The organism is Solibacillus silvestris (genome assembly GCF_051967575.1).
Taxonomy (GTDB): Bacteria; Bacillota; Bacilli; order Bacillales_A; family Planococcaceae; genus Solibacillus; species Solibacillus silvestris_B.
On sequence record NZ_JBQCJW010000003.1, the window covers coordinates 27,076 to 45,248 of the forward strand.

The 18,173-nt window shown below is 41.4% G+C and carries 20 protein-coding genes; 3 read left to right on the forward strand and 17 right to left on the reverse strand.

Features of this window, described 5'->3' with window-relative positions:
- Positions 1-147: 147 nt before the first annotated feature.
- From cotE to gpr, 8 genes are all read right to left on the reverse strand, one after another.
- Positions 148-702, reverse strand: coding sequence for an outer spore coat protein CotE (cotE, locus tag ACTHOQ_RS02510; protein WP_440494095.1), 555 nt, complete (start codon positions 700-702; stop codon positions 148-150).
- 120 nt (positions 703-822) lie between these two features.
- On the reverse strand, positions 823-3,009 hold the full coding sequence (locus ACTHOQ_RS02515; protein WP_440494096.1) for an EAL domain-containing protein: 2,187 nt from the start codon (positions 3,007-3,009) through the stop codon (positions 823-825).
- A gap of 164 nt (positions 3,010-3,173) precedes the next feature.
- A complete protein-coding gene (locus ACTHOQ_RS02520) occupies positions 3,174-3,611 on the reverse strand; it encodes a YlbF/YmcA family competence regulator (protein ID WP_440494097.1) in 438 nt (145 codons plus the stop codon).
- Positions 3,608-5,143, reverse strand: a complete 1,536-nt coding sequence (gene miaB, locus ACTHOQ_RS02525; protein ID WP_440494098.1) for a tRNA (N6-isopentenyl adenosine(37)-C2)-methylthiotransferase MiaB — start codon at positions 5,141-5,143, stop codon at positions 3,608-3,610. Before miaB ends, ACTHOQ_RS02520 begins: the two co-directional genes overlap by 4 nt.
- Before the next feature lie 74 nt (positions 5,144-5,217).
- Entirely contained in the window at positions 5,218-5,562 is a 345-nt protein-coding gene (locus ACTHOQ_RS02530; RefSeq protein ID WP_440494099.1) for a hypothetical protein, read from the reverse strand.
- 119 nt (positions 5,563-5,681) lie between these two features.
- Positions 5,682-7,511, reverse strand: coding sequence for a translation elongation factor 4 (gene lepA / locus ACTHOQ_RS02535; RefSeq protein ID WP_440494100.1), 1,830 nt, complete (start codon positions 7,509-7,511; stop codon positions 5,682-5,684).
- Positions 7,512-7,811: 300 nt separating this feature from the next.
- Positions 7,812-8,627: a stage II sporulation protein P gene (spoIIP, locus tag ACTHOQ_RS02540; RefSeq protein WP_440494101.1), complete on the reverse strand. Its 816-nt coding sequence runs from the start codon at positions 8,625-8,627 to the stop codon at positions 7,812-7,814.
- 84 nt (positions 8,628-8,711) lie between these two features.
- Positions 8,712-9,746, reverse strand: a complete 1,035-nt coding sequence (gene gpr, locus ACTHOQ_RS02545) for a GPR endopeptidase (RefSeq protein WP_440494102.1) — start codon at positions 9,744-9,746, stop codon at positions 8,712-8,714.
- 165 nt (positions 9,747-9,911) lie between these two features.
- Here gpr and rpsT point away from each other — a divergent pair, with 165 nt between their 5' ends.
- Positions 9,912-10,160, forward strand: coding sequence for a 30S ribosomal protein S20 (rpsT, locus tag ACTHOQ_RS02550; protein WP_440494103.1), 249 nt, complete (start codon positions 9,912-9,914; stop codon positions 10,158-10,160).
- Between the two features lie 48 nt (positions 10,161-10,208).
- Positions 10,209-10,412: a hypothetical protein gene (locus ACTHOQ_RS02555; RefSeq protein WP_440494104.1), complete on the forward strand. Its 204-nt coding sequence runs from the start codon at positions 10,209-10,211 to the stop codon at positions 10,410-10,412.
- 22 nt (positions 10,413-10,434) lie between these two features.
- Here ACTHOQ_RS02555 and holA read toward each other — a convergent pair whose 3' ends face one another.
- Entirely contained in the window at positions 10,435-11,445 is a 1,011-nt protein-coding gene (gene holA, locus ACTHOQ_RS02560) for a DNA polymerase III subunit delta (protein WP_440494105.1), read from the reverse strand.
- A 244-nt stretch (positions 11,446-11,689) separates the two neighbouring features.
- On the opposite strand from holA, the gene ACTHOQ_RS02565 reads away from it, so the two are divergent.
- A complete protein-coding gene (locus ACTHOQ_RS02565; protein WP_440494106.1) occupies positions 11,690-11,863 on the forward strand; it encodes a YqzM family protein in 174 nt (57 codons plus the stop codon).
- 51 nt (positions 11,864-11,914) lie between these two features.
- On the opposite strand, the gene ACTHOQ_RS02570 is transcribed toward ACTHOQ_RS02565, so the two are convergent.
- From ACTHOQ_RS02570 to yhbY, 8 genes are all read right to left on the reverse strand, one after another.
- Complete coding sequence (locus tag ACTHOQ_RS02570; RefSeq protein ID WP_440494107.1) at positions 11,915-14,233, reverse strand: DNA internalization-related competence protein ComEC/Rec2; 2,319 nt, start codon at positions 14,231-14,233, stop codon at positions 11,915-11,917.
- Positions 14,202-14,777, reverse strand: coding sequence for a ComE operon protein 2 (locus tag ACTHOQ_RS02575; RefSeq protein ID WP_440494108.1), 576 nt, complete (start codon positions 14,775-14,777; stop codon positions 14,202-14,204). Before ACTHOQ_RS02575 ends, ACTHOQ_RS02570 begins: the two co-directional genes overlap by 32 nt.
- An 86-nt stretch (positions 14,778-14,863) precedes the next feature.
- Complete coding sequence (locus ACTHOQ_RS02580) at positions 14,864-15,514, reverse strand: helix-hairpin-helix domain-containing protein (protein WP_440494109.1); 651 nt, start codon at positions 15,512-15,514, stop codon at positions 14,864-14,866.
- A gap of 129 nt (positions 15,515-15,643) precedes the next feature.
- Complete coding sequence (locus ACTHOQ_RS02585) at positions 15,644-16,381, reverse strand: class I SAM-dependent DNA methyltransferase (RefSeq protein ID WP_440494273.1); 738 nt, start codon at positions 16,379-16,381, stop codon at positions 15,644-15,646.
- Positions 16,374-16,727, reverse strand: coding sequence for a ribosome silencing factor (rsfS, locus tag ACTHOQ_RS02590; RefSeq protein WP_440494110.1), 354 nt, complete (start codon positions 16,725-16,727; stop codon positions 16,374-16,376). Before rsfS ends, ACTHOQ_RS02585 begins: the two co-directional genes overlap by 8 nt.
- Before the next feature lie 6 nt (positions 16,728-16,733).
- Entirely contained in the window at positions 16,734-17,294 is a 561-nt protein-coding gene (gene yqeK / locus ACTHOQ_RS02595; protein WP_440494111.1) for a bis(5'-nucleosyl)-tetraphosphatase (symmetrical) YqeK, read from the reverse strand.
- Complete coding sequence (locus ACTHOQ_RS02600) at positions 17,263-17,856, reverse strand: nicotinate-nucleotide adenylyltransferase (RefSeq protein ID WP_440494112.1); 594 nt, start codon at positions 17,854-17,856, stop codon at positions 17,263-17,265. Before ACTHOQ_RS02600 ends, yqeK begins: the two co-directional genes overlap by 32 nt.
- An 11-nt stretch (positions 17,857-17,867) precedes the next feature.
- Positions 17,868-18,173: a ribosome assembly RNA-binding protein YhbY gene (gene yhbY, locus ACTHOQ_RS02605; protein ID WP_440494113.1), complete on the reverse strand. Its 306-nt coding sequence runs from the start codon at positions 18,171-18,173 to the stop codon at positions 17,868-17,870.

Genomic DNA, 18,173 nt, shown 5'->3' on the forward strand with positions numbered 1-18,173 from the left:
TTATACCATTTGCCTCGCAATTTTCCTCACAAACACAATGAAAAAAGGAATTGCCTGAAAGAATTTTTCAAACAATCCCTATGCACAATGTAATGACAGATACTATTAGTCATGACGCAAAAAACTGGATTTCAACAATGCATGCTTTTACGAGTATGAAGAAGATTCATAGTCTTCACTGGACGAACTGGATGATGAAGATGTGCTTGATGGCTGATGCGAGCTTTCATCATAGGACCATTCCTCTTCATAATCCATTGGGTGGACATTAATGACAACCGTCGTCTCCCCGATAATCTCCACTAAAAATTCCCGCTCGATTGTCACTTGGAATTTATCGCCTTGCTTCGTGATCACCGCTTCAATACAATTCGGCTGCTGCAATACACGAACCTTTACATCATTTGAATCAATTTCATTCCCATCGCGGAACGACAGCTTTATACGGTCCTTATAGGCAATTGTTTCTGTATGAACCGCCGTTTTTGAATGATTGTTATATGCGTACCAAACATTCACATCGAATTTCCCTGCCACCTCAACAAATTTGCCGTTTCGTTTTGCCTGGTATTGATGATTAATTACCCAACAACCTAAAATGCTTGTTGGCGCATTCGGTGGACAGAGCGTTTCTACACATTCGGTTCGCTTTTTCCCTTTCGCAATAACTGCTTTCGTCACAATTTGACGTAAACGCTTCACCGAACATCTCTCCTTTCTTCAACTACTCGACTTATTGTATGCGACAGTTGCCTAAAGGGTGAAATGAGTTTATAGAAAAGAAAAAACTACTACAAAGGGTAATTGTAGTAGCGCTTTTCCCTATTTCATGGACAAATGATTATCCAGCAGCACATTAATTTGTTCAATCGGCATTGGCTTGTAATAGTAATACCCTTGCCCGATTTGGCAGCCTAGCCGTTTCAATTCCAGATGCTGCTCCTCTGTCTCGATCCCTTCGGCAACCGATATCATGTTCAAGTTGTTTGAAAGCTGAATAATCGTTTTGATAACGGCATTCATCCGCGGATCTGATAAATTATCGACAAAGCTTTTATCGATTTTAATTTCTTCAAACGGCAATTCCTGTAAATAGCTTAACGAAGAGTAGCCTACGCCAAAATCGTCGATGGAAGTTGCAATTCCAAAACGCTGCAGCTCATTGATAATTTTTTTCGCCCGCAGCACATTGTCCAATTCAACACTTTCCGTTATTTCAAATTTGATGTATTTCGGATCGACACCATACATTTCAATTAATGTAACCGAGTTTTCCACAAACGCGGCACTGTAAAAATGGCTTGGCGAAATATTGACTGATACTTGATACAGCTTTAAGCCAGCCTGTTGACGTTCCTTTTGCCACTGCAATACTTTTTTGAAAATTTCGCGGTCAACTTTATAAATATTGCCTGTATTTTCCGCGACCGGGATAAACAATGCCGGTGATACAAAACCGATATCCGCCGAAACCCAGCGCGCCAATGCTTCAAAGCTTTCAATTTGCCCTGTTTTGAGATTGACTTTAGGCTGGAGCATCGGGAAAAACTCGCTGTTTTTTAAGCCTCTCGAAAAATAGGCCAATACATTCATCTCTTGCTCGATAGATTCAATTAAACTTTGCTCGAATTTTTTAATGACTGTGCCTGTCGCCTTCAGCGCGCTCGACAATGCTGTATCCGCTTGGCGAACCGCTTCTGTAAATGTGATTTCGGAGCTGAAACTGGATGTCCCGATTTTTAATGTCAGCAGCACCTCTTTGCCATCGATATGATATGGCTCCGATAAAATTTCATCCACTTCATTTTGGGGAATATTCATTTCCCGAAGCGATAAACGTGTTGCCGCAATAATGGATGAATGAGTATATCGCGCAATAATCGAATCCTCGAATGTCGATAAGCTTTGGATTCTGTTCGCCAGCTGCCGCAAAACTTCATCTCCGCCCCGGCGGCCGTATAAATCAATGATGTTTTGGTATTCCCCAGGTTCAATAATATATAAATGGCCATCGCATCCATCTGTAATCAATCCGTTTAAAATAATTTTAAATCGCTCAAAATTATTCAAGCCGGATGCTACATCTTGATATGCAAGACGGCGTATCGCATTCTTCTGGTCAAAATATTTTACTGCGAGTGTGACGATCGGCGCAATACGATTCAAGAATTTAAAATCAGTGGCTTGCGGCTCTGCCTGCTGCTCAAAATACATCGTGAATAAACCGATTATTTTTCCTTCCGTATTTAAAATCGGCTGACTCCATAATGAAACTAAATGATGCTTCTCAATTAGCATGCGGTATGCTTCACTATATTCGGATTTCACTAAATCTTTAATAATGAGCGGTTTTTTGACGCTATTTTTATGTTCAGCGCCTATGCCCATTAACAGCACGTTTTCATCGAGCTTTTTTAAATCTTTCCACATTTCGCCATAAATATTGATCATGCGGTCATTATCATCTACAAGAACAATCGAACAATGACATTTTTTGCCGAAAGTCGTTTCCACAGTATTGCATATATTCCGCAAAACATTCTCGAAAGCATCTCCATTTTCCAAACTAAAATAAACATCGCGTTCCAGCTCAATCAAGGATTCCACATTCATGGAATCAGTGACGTCCCTCATAACGATTACACTATACTGTAATTCGCCTTGCTGGTTGCGCATCGGTAAATTGCTTACTTCATTCCAAAAAGCGGAACCGTCTTTTCGATAGTGGAAGGAGGACGTTTTAAACGTCAGCCCATTTTCAATACTTTCCTGAATCGCATCCTCATTCAACATATCAGTATTAGGTCCATGGAGTAACGAAAGCGTTGACCCTATCATGTCGTTTTCGCTGAATTCTGTCATGCGCATAAAGATATGGTTTACATAATCAATTATATACCCTTTTTTCGGGTTTATGATGGCAACTGCCGAGTCGAGCTGTCGCGCCATCTGACATAACCAAAAATACATTTCTTCATCACTTAAACTTCGATTGTCAAATTCGTTCATAGGCAATGTCCTTCCTCATAGTTCGCACTAACTAAATAGTATAACAAATTACGATAGGAATATCGACAGAAAACATATACAGATTCTTCTAAATTTCGAGAGGTAAAAGGCCCATTTCCCAAAAAGAAGATATCCTAATTCGGATATCTTCTTCTACTGGTTATTTACGAGCAAGAGCCTGGATTGCTGTTGCGCACTTTCGATCCCGTTTCGCCTTTTAATAAATCGCCTCCTGTAGAAGCGATCACTTCATTTGTTACATTGTTTGCAATGGCATTTGAAACTAATTGCAAAAGTTCATTCACTTCTGTTTGGGATTGTTTAAATTGTTGAACAACCGGCAATTCATCAATTTCCACTTCAATGCCAGCAATTTTGCCTTCAATCATCTTCAGTGCTTTTTCTTTCCCTAAATGCTGAAAATTAACCGCTTGTTTCTGCAATGTTTTTAATGAAGCAATTTTTTCGCGAACAAATTGATTTTCATTAATTTGCTCTTCCGCTTTTTTGAAAAACTCCACTTCTTCTGTGTTCGCAATCATATGTGCGATTTCTTTTGCTTTTTCTACGATTTCGTCTTTTGTATACAATTTTGTTGTCATTTTACGGATTCCACCTCTTCTATTGCTTCTTCTACAAATTCACCCGTTAAGGAGTAAGATTTTGCTTCTAAAATCTTGACTTGTACAAGCTTCCCAATGTATTTTGGATCGGCTTTAAAGTTTACAAGACGGTTTTTACGCGTATAGCCAGCTAAAACATCATCTCGTCTTTTACTGCTGCCTTCAACTAAAACTTCCACAATTTGACCTTCTAAATCTTTTAAAGCTTTTGCCGAGTATTCTGCGACAACCGCATTGAGACGTTGTAAACGGTCTTTCTTTTCTTCCTCTGTTACATTATCGACCATTTTCGCAGCCGGTGTACCTTCGCGTGGTGAATAAATATACGTGAATGCCATATCAAAGCCGACTTGGCGATATAAATCAAGTGTTTCCTGGAATTGGTCTTCTGTCTCATTTGGATAGCCGACAATAATATCGGTCGTCAGCGTAACACCTGGAATCGCCGCTTTAATTTTATCGACCAATTGCAGAAAGTGCTCACGTGTATATTTGCGTGCCATGATTTTTAAAATCTCATTTGAACCCGATTGTACAGGCAAATGAATATGGTCGACTAAATTGCCGCCTTTTGCTAGCACTTCGATTAAATAGTCATCAAAATCACGCGGATGGCTCGTCGTAAAACGGATACGCGGGATTTCGATTTTGCGCAGCTCATCCATTAAATCGCCAAGGCGGTATTCGATGTCGTCAAAATCTTTTCCGTAAGCATTTACGTTTTGCCCTAAAAGCATAATTTCCTTATATCCTTGTGCTGCGAGTTCACGTACCTCCTGAATAATTTCTTCAGGGCGGCGTGAGCGCTCTTTGCCTCTTGTATACGGCACGATGCAATATGTACAGAATTTGTCGCAGCCGTACATAATATTTACCCATGCTTTAATCGATCCAAGACGTTTTTTCGGGAGATTTTCGATGACATCCCCTTCTTTTGACCAAACTTCCACAACCATTTCTTTAGACATGTAGGCATCATGTAAAATATTCGGCAAGCGGTGAATATTATGTGTACCGAACACCATATCAACATGCTGGTACTGCTTTAAAATTTTGTTGACGACAGATTCTTCCTGCGACATGCACCCACAAACGCCGATCAGCATTTCCGGGTTTTTACGTTTATATTTTAACAAGAAGCCAAGCTCACCGAACACTTTGTTTTCAGCATTTTCGCGAATCGCACAAGTGTTTAAAAGAACAACGTCCGCTTCCTCGATCATTTCTGTCGGTGTATAGCCAAGCTGCATGAAAATACCTGCCATTACTTCTGTATCGTGCTCATTCATTTGACAGCCGTACGTGCGAATATAAAATTTACGGTCTTGTCCCATTCCTAAGTATTTTTCTTCAATATCAAAATCCTTATGATATTTCACTTCTTCTTTACCGCGTTTTTTAGCGTCTTTCAGTGAAGGAGCAGTAAATACTTTTTCAAAATATTTACTATAGTCTTTTTCTTCCTTAGGCTGCTTAATTTGTTGACTAGCTAGTCGTTGTTCTTCATTCATCGACCCAGAGCCCCTCTCATTTATTACATTTACTCATTTCATCATTATAGCGAACTGTTGCTGGTTGTTACAAGCTAGTCGATAAATTGTTTATAGCTATTTATATCATTTGTCCGCAAAATTGTAAGAAATGTGACACTTAATTTTATAACTTGTGTCCATTTCATCTCATATTTCGCTTCAAAATGATGTTTCGGCAAGCGGAGGACATCTTGAAACAATGTTTTTGCATCAAGCTTTTGCTGTGCCAAATATGCCAAAAATGCCAAAAACAGCTTATGGTCCTCTAGCTGCAATGCTTTGTTTTCCAATAATGCATCTACCCGGCCCGCCGGTGAGTTCGCGCGCTCCAGCAATTTGCTTAATTCGTTTTCAAGCTTCTCATTTTTATAGTGCAAAAAATTTAAAATGTCCGTCATCGCTTCAAGCCTCATTTTAAAATGGTTTTCATTTACTTTCTACTGTAGCAGATTGCCCCGGAATTCTCACCAAAAAAGCAAAAGACAGAAAGATTGCTCCTTCTGCCCCTTTGCTGCTACTACTTATTATCATCCATCTTCAGCACAGCCATGAACGCTTCCTGCGGCACTTCTACAGAACCGACTTGCTTCATGCGCTTTTTACCTGCCTTTTGCTTTTCAAGCAGTTTACGCTTACGGGAAATGTCCCCGCCGTAACATTTAGCAAGAACGTTTTTGCCGATTGATTTAATTGTTGAACGCGCAATAATCTTTTGGCCGATTGCCGCTTGCACTGGCACTTCGAATTGCTGGCGCGGAATCAGCTCTTTCAGCTTTTCAACAATTACTTTTCCGCGTTCATAGGCAAAGTCTTTATGAACGATGAAGCTTAATGCATCAACTTGCTCGCCGTTCAATAAAATATCCATTTTGTTTAGCTTCGAAGGCTTGTAGCCGATTAATTCATAATCAAATGACGCATAGCCTTTTGTGTTCGATTTTAAATAGTCAAAGAAGTCGTAAACAATTTCAGCTAATGGCATTTCATAGACGATAGACACACGTGTCGTATCAATATAGTCCATCCCGACAAAGTTTCCGCGCTTCAGCTGGCATAGCTCCATTACTGCCCCTACATAATCATTCGGCACCATAATGACCGCTTTTACGTATGGTTCTTCGACACGGTCAGTTTTTTGCGGGTCTGGCATCATTGATGGATTATCCACTTTTAATGATGAGCCATCTGTCATGAACACTTCATAAATTACTGACGGTGCTGTTGTAATTAAATCAATATTGAATTCGCGCTCGATACGCTCTTGAATAATTTCCATATGCAATAGCCCTAAAAATCCACAGCGGAAACCAAAGCCAAGCGCCTGTGATGTTTCAGCTTCATATTGCAATGCAGAATCGTTCAGCTCCAGCTTTTCCAGCGCATCGCGTAAATCGTTGTAGCGCGCTGTATCGATTGGGTAAAGACCACAATATACCATAGGGTTCAGCTTACGGTATCCCGGCAATGGCTCTTTTGCCGCTTTCGCCCCGGCAAATGTGACAGTATCGCCTACACGCGTGTCCTGCACATTTTTAATTGATGCGGTTAAGTAGCCTACATCCCCTACAGTCAATTCTGCTTGCGGAACTGATTTCGGTGTATGGATGCCGACTTCAATGACTTCAAATTCCGCACCTGTTGCCATCATGCGGATTTTGTCGCCCGCTTTAACCGTGCCGTTTACAATCCGAATTGAAATAATGACACCTTTATAAGCATCGTACACAGAGTCAAAAATTAATGCTTGCAGCGGCGCTTCAGGATCTCCCTCGGGTGCCGGCACTTTCTCCACGATCTGCTCTAAAATATCTTCAATGCCGATGCCTGCTTTTGCGGATGCAAGGACAGCATCTGAAGCGTCCAAACCGATCACATCTTCAATTTCTTGCTGCACACGCTCAGGGTCCGCGGCCGGTAAATCAATTTTGTTGATGACAGGTAAAATTTCCAGATCATTATCGAGCGCTAAATAAACATTCGCTAAAGTCTGCGCTTCGATTCCCTGTGCTGCATCGACTACTAAAATGGCCCCTTCGCATGCAGCTAATGAACGGGACACTTCATATGTGAAATCGACATGTCCTGGTGTGTCGATTAAGTGTAATGTATACTGCTCTCCATTCTTTGCATTGTACTTCACTTGAACGGCATTTAATTTAATCGTAATGCCTCGCTCGCGTTCTAAATCCATCGAATCCAATAGCTGGGACTTCATTTCACGCTGTGTAACAGTTTGTGTCGATTCTAAAAGACGGTCCGCTAAAGTTGATTTCCCGTGGTCGATATGCGCAATAATCGAGAAATTTCGGATATTTTTTTGGCGTTTTAAACGTTCTTCTCGGTTCATGTTTAATTCCTCTCCTAATTAGAAAAAACACCTGTGCCCTTGTTAATAAGGGTGGTGTCACTACATATGTAGATTATTCATCCATTTACTTTTCTACTAAAATACAGCCCCTACATCCATCGAATTTGCGGCAATGGAACAATAGAGGCATTTCGTATTTTAAATTATACTATGAATCGTAGTAAAACGACAACAGCGAACAATCATCTCGCATAGGAAAAAAGCATTTCGCGCCAATTTATCGCGAAATGCTGTTTTTTCATATGAAGAAATACTTTGGTATTATAACTAAAAAAACAGCTACACCATCGCCTCGACAAACGCCAATCGAATGGCTTGCGCCAAAATTGCCATCGTCCTGTGCAATTCTTCTTCCGTGTTGTCGATGCCTCCGAACTCGATAAGGAGCATATTCGATGCAAGGTCCTGGTTATAGATCCCATTTACATCAGTTCCCTGTTGTTTTAGAATGCCGCGTGAAATTCCCGGCAACATGCTGTTCAACTGTTCATTCAGCATGTTCGCATACGCTAAATTCGCTTCATATGCCGGATGTTCCGCCCCTACTACAAATGCCACTTTTGCATAGTTCTCATTATTTGCGGTAAGTGTCGTAGCCTTTTTTGGAACTGCATCCCTGTGAAAATCGATAATCAGTTCGTATTCGCGCTCTTCCAAATACTGCGCCAATATAGGCCGGGCAATTTTGTAGGCTTGAGGCAACTTCGCATCCACTAATTTCATTTCCGTCATTACATCAAAATCGACGATATGCGGCGTAATCTTATTCAATTCAAGATAATGCTGCATCATTTGCTGCAAAGAAAAAATATTCGTTTCCTCATCATACACTGCCTTCATACCTTTGCTTTTTTCAACAATTGGTTTATACGACTCATGGGAATGCGTATACATAAGCAGTACATTAAATGGTTTGGATACTGGCTCTTCTGCGACATTTAAAATTGGCTCTGTTGCTGCATACACGACAGCCGAACGCTCCTGCTGCGGAGTGGACGTTTCATTATTTGGAAAAGGGAATTGCCCAATAATGATAGGCAGTGAAAATAAAAATAAGAACAATAATGAGAAGCGTTTTAGTTTCCGCAAACACATCACCCTTTCTCCAATACAATATGGCGAAAGAGGAAAACTTAGAACGGATGACTAGTTTTTAATAACTTAAATTTTTAACTAATGCTAATTTACAGGATTTTGTTTTTCCGTAGCCCAAGTGAATAAACTTTCGCTTAACAAAAAAGCGTATTGGCTGAGCCAGAAATCCACTTCTTTCGGCGTAACCATCAATCGTTCTGGATGTGTGCTGAATACTTCTTCAAATAATTGGCGGCGGTCTTCTGTTGTCCATGTTGCCCATTGCCCAAAAATCGGCTCCACTGTCGTTAAATCCACTTGTTCATTAACAGGTGTCCAATTCGTTACAGATAGCTTGCCGGAAGGTTTCCCTTTTTCCTGAATTTTTGCGGCAATCGATCGGAAAGCAACATCAATCGCATCCGCAATTAAAATCGGCGCCTCCACGACGGTAGGTATACCAATTGCCGTTACGGGTACACCTAAAACTTCCTTAGAAACTTCTTTACGATGATTCCCGACACCCCCACCTGGATGAATGCCTGTATCCGTTAACTGTATTGTCCTGCATAAACGGGCACTGCCGCTCGTTGCAAGCGCATCGATGATTATAACGAGGGCAGGCTTTATTTTTTCTGTCAATGCATGAATGTAGTCGCTCGTTTCAAAGCCGGTCTGACCCGTCACCCCTGGCGCGTACAGTATAAACTGCGGCGTTTCTAATTCCGATTGCTTTTTATGCATCGCATCAATCGTATATGGACCGATTGCATCAGGGGTAATCATTTTATTCCCTAAGCCAATCACTAATATTTTTGATTGGGCCGTTAATTCCACTTTCTTATGCAGATCATGCAAATAGTGGATCAACGTATGTTGGAGTTGTGTAAATCCATGGCTATCTTCTGCCGTTAATGTAGGTATTGATAATGTAATATACACCCCTTGCTTTTTGCTGATTTGCTCTTCTCCTGTTGCGTTCACTTCCACTTTCGTGATTTTCACACGGTTTTGTTGCCATTCTTCCATATGAACGCCACGTTCGCGCTGTAATTCTTCCTTTTGTTCTTTTGTTTGATGAAGTACGACTTCTGCTGTTTCATCAATTAAGTCTGTACGATTCCAATCTATTTTTTTCATAAACGCACCTCCATTTTTCAGTCTGTTCAAACTGTCAAGTAAATATTCTTTGCGTTTATGTATTGCAATTCGTTCAATCCTTTGGTAGAATGATTTTTGTTGTATTGACACATGAAATAAGTGAGAAAATACTCATCTCGTACCTAAATCTAGGAGGTGAAAGAAATGCCAAACATTAAATCTGCTATCAAACGTGTAAAAGTTAACGAAAAAGCTAACGCTGCTAACGCACAAGCAAAATCTGCTATGCGTACTACAGTTAAAAAAGCTGAGCAAGCGATCGCAACTGGTGCTGACAACGCACAAGAATTAGTAGTTGCTGCTTCTAAAGCATTAGATAAAGCTGCTTCTAAAGGTCTTATTCACAAAAATGCGGCTTCTCGTAAAAAGTCTCGTTTAGCGAAAAAAGCTTAATTGTAAACTTATAAAGCCAACTGTCTATTAGGGCAGTTGGCTTTTTTCGTGATTCAGGAGATTATAGATCTTTATGTTGTTATAGCTTTGGAAAAAGAGGATTTTAGCAGAGCCTCAAAAAACCCCATTGTTAATCGGCAAGCAAGAACAAAAGCTGAAAAACGATGCTGCTCCCGCCAAAAAACAATGGGGTTTAATTATGTGCTAAATTTAGAAGGTTCTTTAAATTATATAAGGAAAAATAAATTTTAGTATGCTTTCGCGTCTTTATCTGCTATAGTTTCTTCATCAAAAACAGCTCCAAATGGCGCTCGCGGTTGCCGCCTGTTGTTTTTAGCTGGAGATCCACTTCCGCAAGGCTATATAATGCCTGCAGTAAACGTTGGTCTGATGGACGGTTTTTCTGGTTCGAAATAACTTGGACACGGTATGGATGGAGCTTTAGCTGCTTAGCGATTTGCTGCTGATGGTAGCCTTTTTTCTGCAAATAAAAAATGCTGTTCATCGTGCGGATATTGCTTGCAAGCAAACCGACAAGCTTAATCGGCTCCTCTTTTTGGCGCAGTAAATCATGATATATTTTAAGCGCTTCCTCCTGATTATGCCCCAAGTAAGCATTCAGCATTTTAAAGGCATCATGTTCAAGCGTTTTCGCCACTAAATCTTCAACGAGTTCACGTGTGATTTCCGGCTCCCCGCCTAAATAAAGCGCCATCTTCTCTATTTCTATTTGAAGCTGGAGCATATTCGGGCCAACCATTTCAAGCAGCTTCCCGATCGCTTCATCGGTGATTGCTTTGCCGTGCTGTCTCGCCTCATTTTGCACCCATACATTTAAATCATGATTTTGAGGTGTTTCCGCCAGTATGACGGTACATTTATCCTTCATAAGCTTCGTGATTTTTTTGCGCTCATCCAATTTTTCATATGGGGCTATAAATACCGTAATGGCTGTATCTGTAGGGTGCTCCAGCCATGTTTCGAGACGCTTTAGATCATGGTCGATCTTTTCTTTCCCTTTTTCCGCCGCTTTTAGAAATGATGCATTTTTGGCTATGATTAATTTACGATCTGTAAAAAAAGGGATCGTATCCGCTTCATCAATGACATAATCAATCGGCTGTTCACTTAAGTCAAAAGTCATCACTTCCGCTTCTTCCTCTTTGCGGAGAGCGCCTTTCAATTGCTTAATTGTTTCATCCACAAAATAAGTTTCTTCTCCGACAAGCAAGTAAACCGGCGCGAAATTCCCTTTTTTAAAATCTTGCCACACTTTTGTTATCATATCGGGAACCTCCTTTACTTTCGTAATTCTAAGTATAACATTATTTAACCGAATGAGGTTGTATAGTTGCGAAGACGGCTTTACTGACAGAAAAACGAAATTATATAAAATGCAATCCGCTACTTTGTGGATTTTTCTTGAAATTTGTGTCGCCGCAATACGCCAAGAAAAGGAATAATTAGCATTTCATATAGCATTTTCATTTAGATTATTCTATAATTATTGGAGATTAGGAGGGATACTTATGGCAGGACATCAAGATCCAAACTATGTAGCTGAAAATCCATTTGAAGGTCGTGGCCGAGCAATGAAAGGTAACGACTTCCCGGATGCGGGTTACGGTTTCATGATTGGTGGCGGCTTCTTCATTGTAATGTTTATCATTGCAATCATTGTAGAAGCAGCTACACGTATTTAATTTAAAAAAAGTGGGATGATTTCTTAGAATATAAAGAAATCATTCCATTTTTTATTTTGAAAATAAGGAATTTGATTTTTCAATATACATTTCGCCTTGCCGTACCGTCACTTCGACAGTTCCGTCCACACCTGTTGTAGCATAAGGGATGTTGCGTGCTTCAAATCGATTGACGACATCGATATGCGGATGCATGTACCGATTGTTTTTTCCAGCCATGAACACGGCAAACCCAGGTTGTGCAAGTGCGACAAATTCTTCTATGCTCGACGTTTTACTGCCATGATGCCCCACCTTCAATAAATCGATATTCCGTAGTTTATCTCCATAAAGACGAACTAATTGCTGTTCCCCTTCTTTTTCCAAATCACCGGTAAACAATGCCTGAAACTGCTTCTGTTCCACGAGAAGCACGAGCGAATCATTATTCCCTTCGTAATGGGTTTCCATCGGCCATAAATATTCAAATGATGCCGCACCTACTTGCCACCCGTTGCCGGCCATTTTTTCGATGAGCTTTGTATTTGTTTTTTTCAGCTCTTGCATGAAATCACCCATCACAGGCTTCGCAATCGAATTTGGTGTGACATGCACCTCCTCAACAATGACTTCCCGCAATACTTCCTCAGCCCCTTCCACATGATCGGCATCGGCATGCGACAGAATAAATGTATCCACCGATTGAATACCGCGTCCCTTTAAATACGGCACAACTACTTGACGGCCTACTTCGTACGGGGTTTGCCGCTCCTTCCATTTCTCCTGTTCAAATCTTAGCAAGCCTCCTGCATCAATGACAATGACGGATTTCCGGTAAGGCAATTCAATGACGATACAATCTCCCTGGCCGACATTCACGAAGGCAATCTTCAAATCATTGTGCAACAATGGCTGAATATGGAACAGCAAGGCAGGGATCAGCAACAAAGCGGGCACTTTTTTTAATTTCCCCTGCTGGTCGAGCAAATAAAATGCGGCAAATACCGAACCGTATAAAATAGAAAGCCATAGAAGCGATGGTTTTCCGGGATTCCACATTTGGACAATCGGCTGCTGAATGATGAATATAAAGTTTGTAAGCAATGTGCGAGCAGGTTCATAAAAATGAAAAACGATGGAATCGAGAGGGATGGGAATAAAAGTAAGAAATAATACGAGTAAATTTATCGGCAAAATTATAAACGAAAACAGCGGGACAAAAAAGATGTTTGCGATAAACGAGGAAAGACTGATTTCATAAAAATGAAAGAGCAATAAAGGATAAACGAGAAGTTGGCAGACAAACGTAATAAAAAATGATTGAACCCAAAAGTTTGAGTACTTCGCCAAAATGCGGCTTGAGTAAACTAAGCTGTATGTTGCTAAATAGGATAATTGGAAACCTACCTGAAAAATGGCTCCAGGCTCCATCAGGACAAATACAATAAAGCTTAACGATAACGCGTCGTCCATCGGTATTTTCCAACGCAAGTACTGGGCGAGCATAATAAATTCCACGACACTTACCGCACGCCAAATAGAAGGGGCGCCTCCTGCCAAAACAGCATACATCGGCAATAGGGTGAGAAGGAAAACCGTTGCGGGCTCCCGGCGAACACCGATTCGAAGCAGCAACTGAAAAAATAATAATGATACGAGCGCGACATGGAGACCAGAGATCGCAAATAAATGTGTAATGCCAAGCTTTTGATAGGCACGGTTTAATTCATCGTCGACATTTTCCTGCAACCCAATTAAAAGAGCTTGTGCTTCGGCAATGAGCGATGGAGGAAACGTCTCTTCAATGTGCAATTTCAATCGAAAGCGCTGGTCATAAAGCGGCTGCAGCAAGGAGTTCTTCGTTCCAGCATATGTGAGCTGACTAATTTCAACAATGCCACGCGCATTTTTGCTTTGCAGGTAGCGGGCCATGGAAAAGCCGTAGCGATGTGCGGGTATGGACGGCGATATTTGCTCGCCAATGACTTGAAATTCCGTTCCAGCAAGCTGCTGTGCCTGCAATAGCTGTTTTTCTTTTTCGCTTTTCAACTCATATGTCACATATAGCTTTTCGCCTGCCGCATCTTTCATAAAGCCCCGCAGCATGACACCGTTTATTTTATATTCATCTGTCCATGTCAAAATTGCCGGAAGTTCGACTGGAATGGAAAGCTTGTCCACCTCATGGCTAAAAAAGCTATAGCTCGTAATCCCGACAACGAAGATTAAGACAAGATGAACTTTTAATAAACGCTTATAAAAACAAAAAAGTAATAACAGAAAGAGCAATAGCAGCAGCCTCATCGACTCAAACGCCGCTATAGCGCTGATTAAAATCGATAAGGCATAATATATCCAGTTATGCTTGAACAAGTTTACCAAATAAAGCATGCATCTTCTCCTCTAATGGGAGCAATTCTTCTTTACTTGCACCAAATCCGCGAAGTTTTTCGAGCATTTCAAATGTTAAGGCGAATTTTTCGTCTTGCAGGAAATCAATTTTTGCCTCGTCGAATGGAATATGCACGACATGGACATTCGCTTTTTCAAGCAGCTCCATTGCATACACATTATTTTTATAATCCTTTGCATAATATAAATTCTTTATTCCTGCCTGGATAATCGTTTTTGTGCATGGCAAGCATGGAAAATGCGTCACATAAAGGTCTGCCCCGTTCGCCGGTGTTCCATATTTTGCACACTGGAGCAAGGCATTTGTTTCAGCATGCACTGTTCGGATACAATGATTGTCGACAACATAGCAGCCTTTTTCTATACAATGCTCGTCACCGGATATCGAACCATTATACCCACCCGCAATAATGCGTTTTTCCCGTACGATTGTCGCCCCTACAGCAAGACGGGTACATGTGCTTCGTAATGCAAGTAGATGGCTTTGCGCCATAAAAAATTGATCCCAAGTAATTCGCTCCATATGATAACCCCCAAAAAATTAAGTCACTTAACAGTTTATACGTTGTTTTAATCATTCGCAATGTAAGATTGTTTTGAAACTTCTCTTTATTTTACATCAACTAAATCTTTTAACTGTTCGAATGTCTTTTCGCCGATTCCTGTCACCTGTTTCAAATCTTCTATCACCTGAAAGTTCCCGTTCTCCGTTCGATGCTGAATGATGGCATTCGCTTTTGATGGACCGATGCCAGGTAATTGCGTCAATTCGGTTTCGGTCGCTTTATTTAAATTAATCTTCCCGGCGCTGTTTCCACCGCTTGCCGAATTTGTTTGGCCAACTTGCAAAAACTGCTCCATCGTTTCAGAAGCATCTTCGCCGACTTTAGGGATGTAAATGACCATTTCATCGTGAAGTTTTTGCGCATGGTTTATGAGCACAGGATTGGCATCATCCGTATAGCCCCCTGCTGCTTCAATCGCATCGACAATCCTCTCTTCCTCCGACAATGTATAGACACCCGGATATTTTACTGCACCTTTTACGTCGATAATAATATTTTGAGGTTCAATCGGGTTTTCATCAGGCTCTTGGGCTGCATTCGGGGCTTCCAATGCAGCAAGTGCCATTTGGTCAATTGTTTCGACCGTAGAATTGTTCGTGGAATCGTGGATGGAAAATAAATAAATGAATACCGCAACAGCTGCACCCGCCAGGATGATAAGCTGCTTCTTGTACTTCTCCAGAAATGAATGCACAGCAAAAAACACCCTTTCATAAAGAAGGTTTTATATATGGAGCTTACTCCCACTATACAAAGTCTGCTTCTTTATGAAAAGGTATTTTAGTAAAAACCGCTGAAACTTTCTTTTTCAGCCGTTATTTTTTCACTTCACTGCACGGATAAAAATGCGTTCGTTTTCATCGGCCGGTTGATCATTCGTCCAATCCGCCGAAACTTCGATTTGCGAGAAGCCGATTTCCTTCAGCCACTTGACATATTGTTCATATGCAAAAGTGCGCTGGAAATGCTCCTCATCAAAGCGTTCATACAAGCCGTCCTCTGTTTGTACGAAAAATGTCATTTGATGATATACGGAATGCGGGGCTTCACCGGGCTCAGTATGCCAAACATAGGAGATTTCCCCATCATCATACGTAAACGGGCCATCCAAAAAAATCTCGTCCATCTTGAATAAGGAATGCACATCGAAAAATAGTTGGCCACCTTCACGAAGACTTTCAAAAATGCGCTTCAATGTTTCGATTACATTTTGCTCCTCTTTCACATAATTAATGGAATCTATCGGAATAATCGCCACATCAAGGTTACTGAAGCCTTCCAGCTCATCCATCGACATTGCAAAAAGAGGCATCGCAATACCGGCAGCATTCATGCGGGCACTCGCAACGGAAAGCATGTCCTCAGACAAATCGATGCCTGATACATTGTAGCCCGCTTCTTGCAGCAGCAAAGCGAGCGTTCCAGTGCCGCAGCCAATATCAAGCATGTTTTTATAGCTTTGTGCGGGGGCAAATGATTGAATCCACTCGACATATTCCGCATACGGGATATCTGTCATTAATTCGTCATACACTTCCGCAAAACGCTCATAGCTACTCATTGTCCATTTGCGCAGCGTCCAGCTGTGGCGCATCTCCCCATAAACGCTCCAGGTTATAGTATGCACGCTCATCTTTGTGGAAAATATGTGCCACCACATCGCCCATGTCGACTAAAATCCAGCGCGCTGTGTCGAAGCCTTCCAATTTACGGACATTGTAGCCAGCTTCTTCGGCTTTTTCCTTTATTTCGCGCGCGATTGCTTGCACTTGGCGCTCAGAGCTGCCTTCTGCAATGATGAAGTAATCGGCTAACAGGGAAATTCCTTGCATATTTAATGCAACGATATCTTCCCCTCGCTTGTCGTCGATTGCTTTGTACGTAATATTCAATAAAGTATCATTCATGTATGTTTATTCCTCTCTCATTAAACTGTTGTAGCACTCGATTGAAACGGGGTAAATCGCCTGCTGAGACGCCACCAAAAAGCTGATTGTATGTGTGATGCATGCGCGGAATGCATCATTTAAACTGATGTCCGCGAACGCCCTTAGCTCATCTACACCAGGGAACTTGCGATTCTGCTCAATCATATCCGCCACAAAAATAATCTTTTCGAATGCCGTCATATCCGCCCGTCCAGTTGTATGGTATCGTATCGCATTCAATATCGCGGAATCGTCAATTTGAAATTCCGTTTCGGCAATCCATGCACCTACCGGACCGTGTAAAATTTCGGCATTCCAGTCAAGCAATCTTGAATCCAATTGTTGCTCCATCACGACTTTTTTCATCCATTCGACATCCGCATATTTTGCAATGTCATGTAAAATGGCCGCCACTTCAGCTTTTTTCGGATCTTCTCCATATTGCTCCGCCAAACGGATGGCCGTTTCCATTACACCTATTGTATGAATATATCGCTTTTCGGGCATGCGGTCTTTAATGGCCGCCAGCATTGTTTGTCGCTCCATACAGACCTTCCTTTCGAATATAATGTTCGACAGCAGATGGCAATAAAAAATGCAAGGGCGCCTTTTTTTGCTGTAGACGATCACGAATAAAAGTTGAAGAAAGGTTGATCTCCGGCGCTTCCACCATTTGCACATTATACGGGGATTCAGCTTCAGTGCCGGGACGCTTCACTCCAACAAATGTAACAAGTTCCATCAATTCATCAATCCGGTGCCATGTATGCAATGTATCGATCATGTCTCCGCCGATGATGAAATAAAACTCGGTATTCGGCTCACGCTCGCGCATCGCTTGCATCGTATCGAATGTATACGATACGCCGCCACGCTCAATTTCGAATGTCTCCGCTTTGAAATATGGAATATCGGCAATCGCCAATTCTACCATCAATAAACGCTGTAAATTCGTAGCGGAGGCCGAAATGTCCTTATGCGGGGGTTTTGCATTCGGCATAAAGCGGACTTCCGCCAAATCGAGTGCTGCATATACTTCATTTGCCATTATTAAATGCCCTATATGCGGTGGATTGAATGTTCCGCCAAAAAGACCGACTTTCTTCATTTTACTTCACCTTATTTCGTAGCTACTTTTGGTAATACGATTTTTTTGTTGTTGCGTGATTCCTTATATAAAACAACTGTTAATCCGATCAATTGGACCAATTCCGCCCGTGTGCCGGCAGCCAGTGCTTCTGCAACGGTGTTTTTATCTTCTTCACAGTTATCTAAAATGCGTACTTTAATAAGCTCGCGTACTTCCAGTACATCGCGTAATTGTGCAAGCATTGCATCATTTACCCCGCCTTTGCCGACTTGGAAAATCGGATCTAAATGATGTGCCTCTGCACGTAAAAAACGTTTTTGTTTACCTGTTAACAT

Bases quoted from the DNA above. Each gene is read 5' to 3' on its own strand.
- ACTHOQ_RS02530 (WP_440494099.1), bottom strand. From the start codon at position 5,562: ATGACGGACATTTTAAATTTTTTGCACTATAAAAATGAGAAGCTTGAA.
- rsfS (WP_440494110.1), bottom strand. From the start codon at position 16,727: ATGAATGATACTTTATTGAATATTACGTACAAAGCAATCGACGACAAG.
- ACTHOQ_RS02600 (WP_440494112.1), bottom strand. From the start codon at position 17,856: ATGAAGAAAGTCGGTCTTTTTGGCGGAACATTCAATCCACCGCATATA.
- miaB (WP_440494098.1), bottom strand. From the start codon at position 5,143: ATGAATGAAGAACAACGACTAGCTAGTCAACAAATTAAGCAGCCTAAG.
- ACTHOQ_RS02515 (WP_440494096.1), bottom strand. From the start codon at position 3,009: ATGAACGAATTTGACAATCGAAGTTTAAGTGATGAAGAAATGTATTTT.
- spoIIP (WP_440494101.1), bottom strand. From the start codon at position 8,627: ATGTGTTTGCGGAAACTAAAACGCTTCTCATTATTGTTCTTATTTTTA.
- ACTHOQ_RS02575 (WP_440494108.1), bottom strand. From the start codon at position 14,777: ATGGAGCGAATTACTTGGGATCAATTTTTTATGGCGCAAAGCCATCTA.
- yqeK (WP_440494111.1), bottom strand. From the start codon at position 17,294: ATGGAGCGACAAACAATGCTGGCGGCCATTAAAGACCGCATGCCCGAA.
- ACTHOQ_RS02585 (WP_440494273.1), bottom strand. From the start codon at position 16,381: ATGAGTAGCTATGAGCGTTTTGCGGAAGTGTATGACGAATTAATGACA.
- ACTHOQ_RS02570 (WP_440494107.1), bottom strand. From the start codon at position 14,233: ATGCTTTATTTGGTAAACTTGTTCAAGCATAACTGGATATATTATGCC.
- ACTHOQ_RS02520 (WP_440494097.1), bottom strand. From the start codon at position 3,611: ATGACAACAAAATTGTATACAAAAGACGAAATCGTAGAAAAAGCAAAA.
- rpsT (WP_440494103.1), top strand. From the start codon at position 9,912: ATGCCAAACATTAAATCTGCTATCAAACGTGTAAAAGTTAACGAAAAA.
- yhbY (WP_440494113.1), bottom strand. From the start codon at position 18,173: ATGTTAACAGGTAAACAAAAACGTTTTTTACGTGCAGAGGCACATCAT.
- ACTHOQ_RS02565 (WP_440494106.1), top strand. From the start codon at position 11,690: ATGGCAGGACATCAAGATCCAAACTATGTAGCTGAAAATCCATTTGAA.
- gpr (WP_440494102.1), bottom strand. From the start codon at position 9,746: ATGAAAAAAATAGATTGGAATCGTACAGACTTAATTGATGAAACAGCA.
- holA (WP_440494105.1), bottom strand. From the start codon at position 11,445: ATGATAACAAAAGTGTGGCAAGATTTTAAAAAAGGGAATTTCGCGCCG.
- lepA (WP_440494100.1), bottom strand. From the start codon at position 7,511: ATGAACCGAGAAGAACGTTTAAAACGCCAAAAAAATATCCGAAATTTC.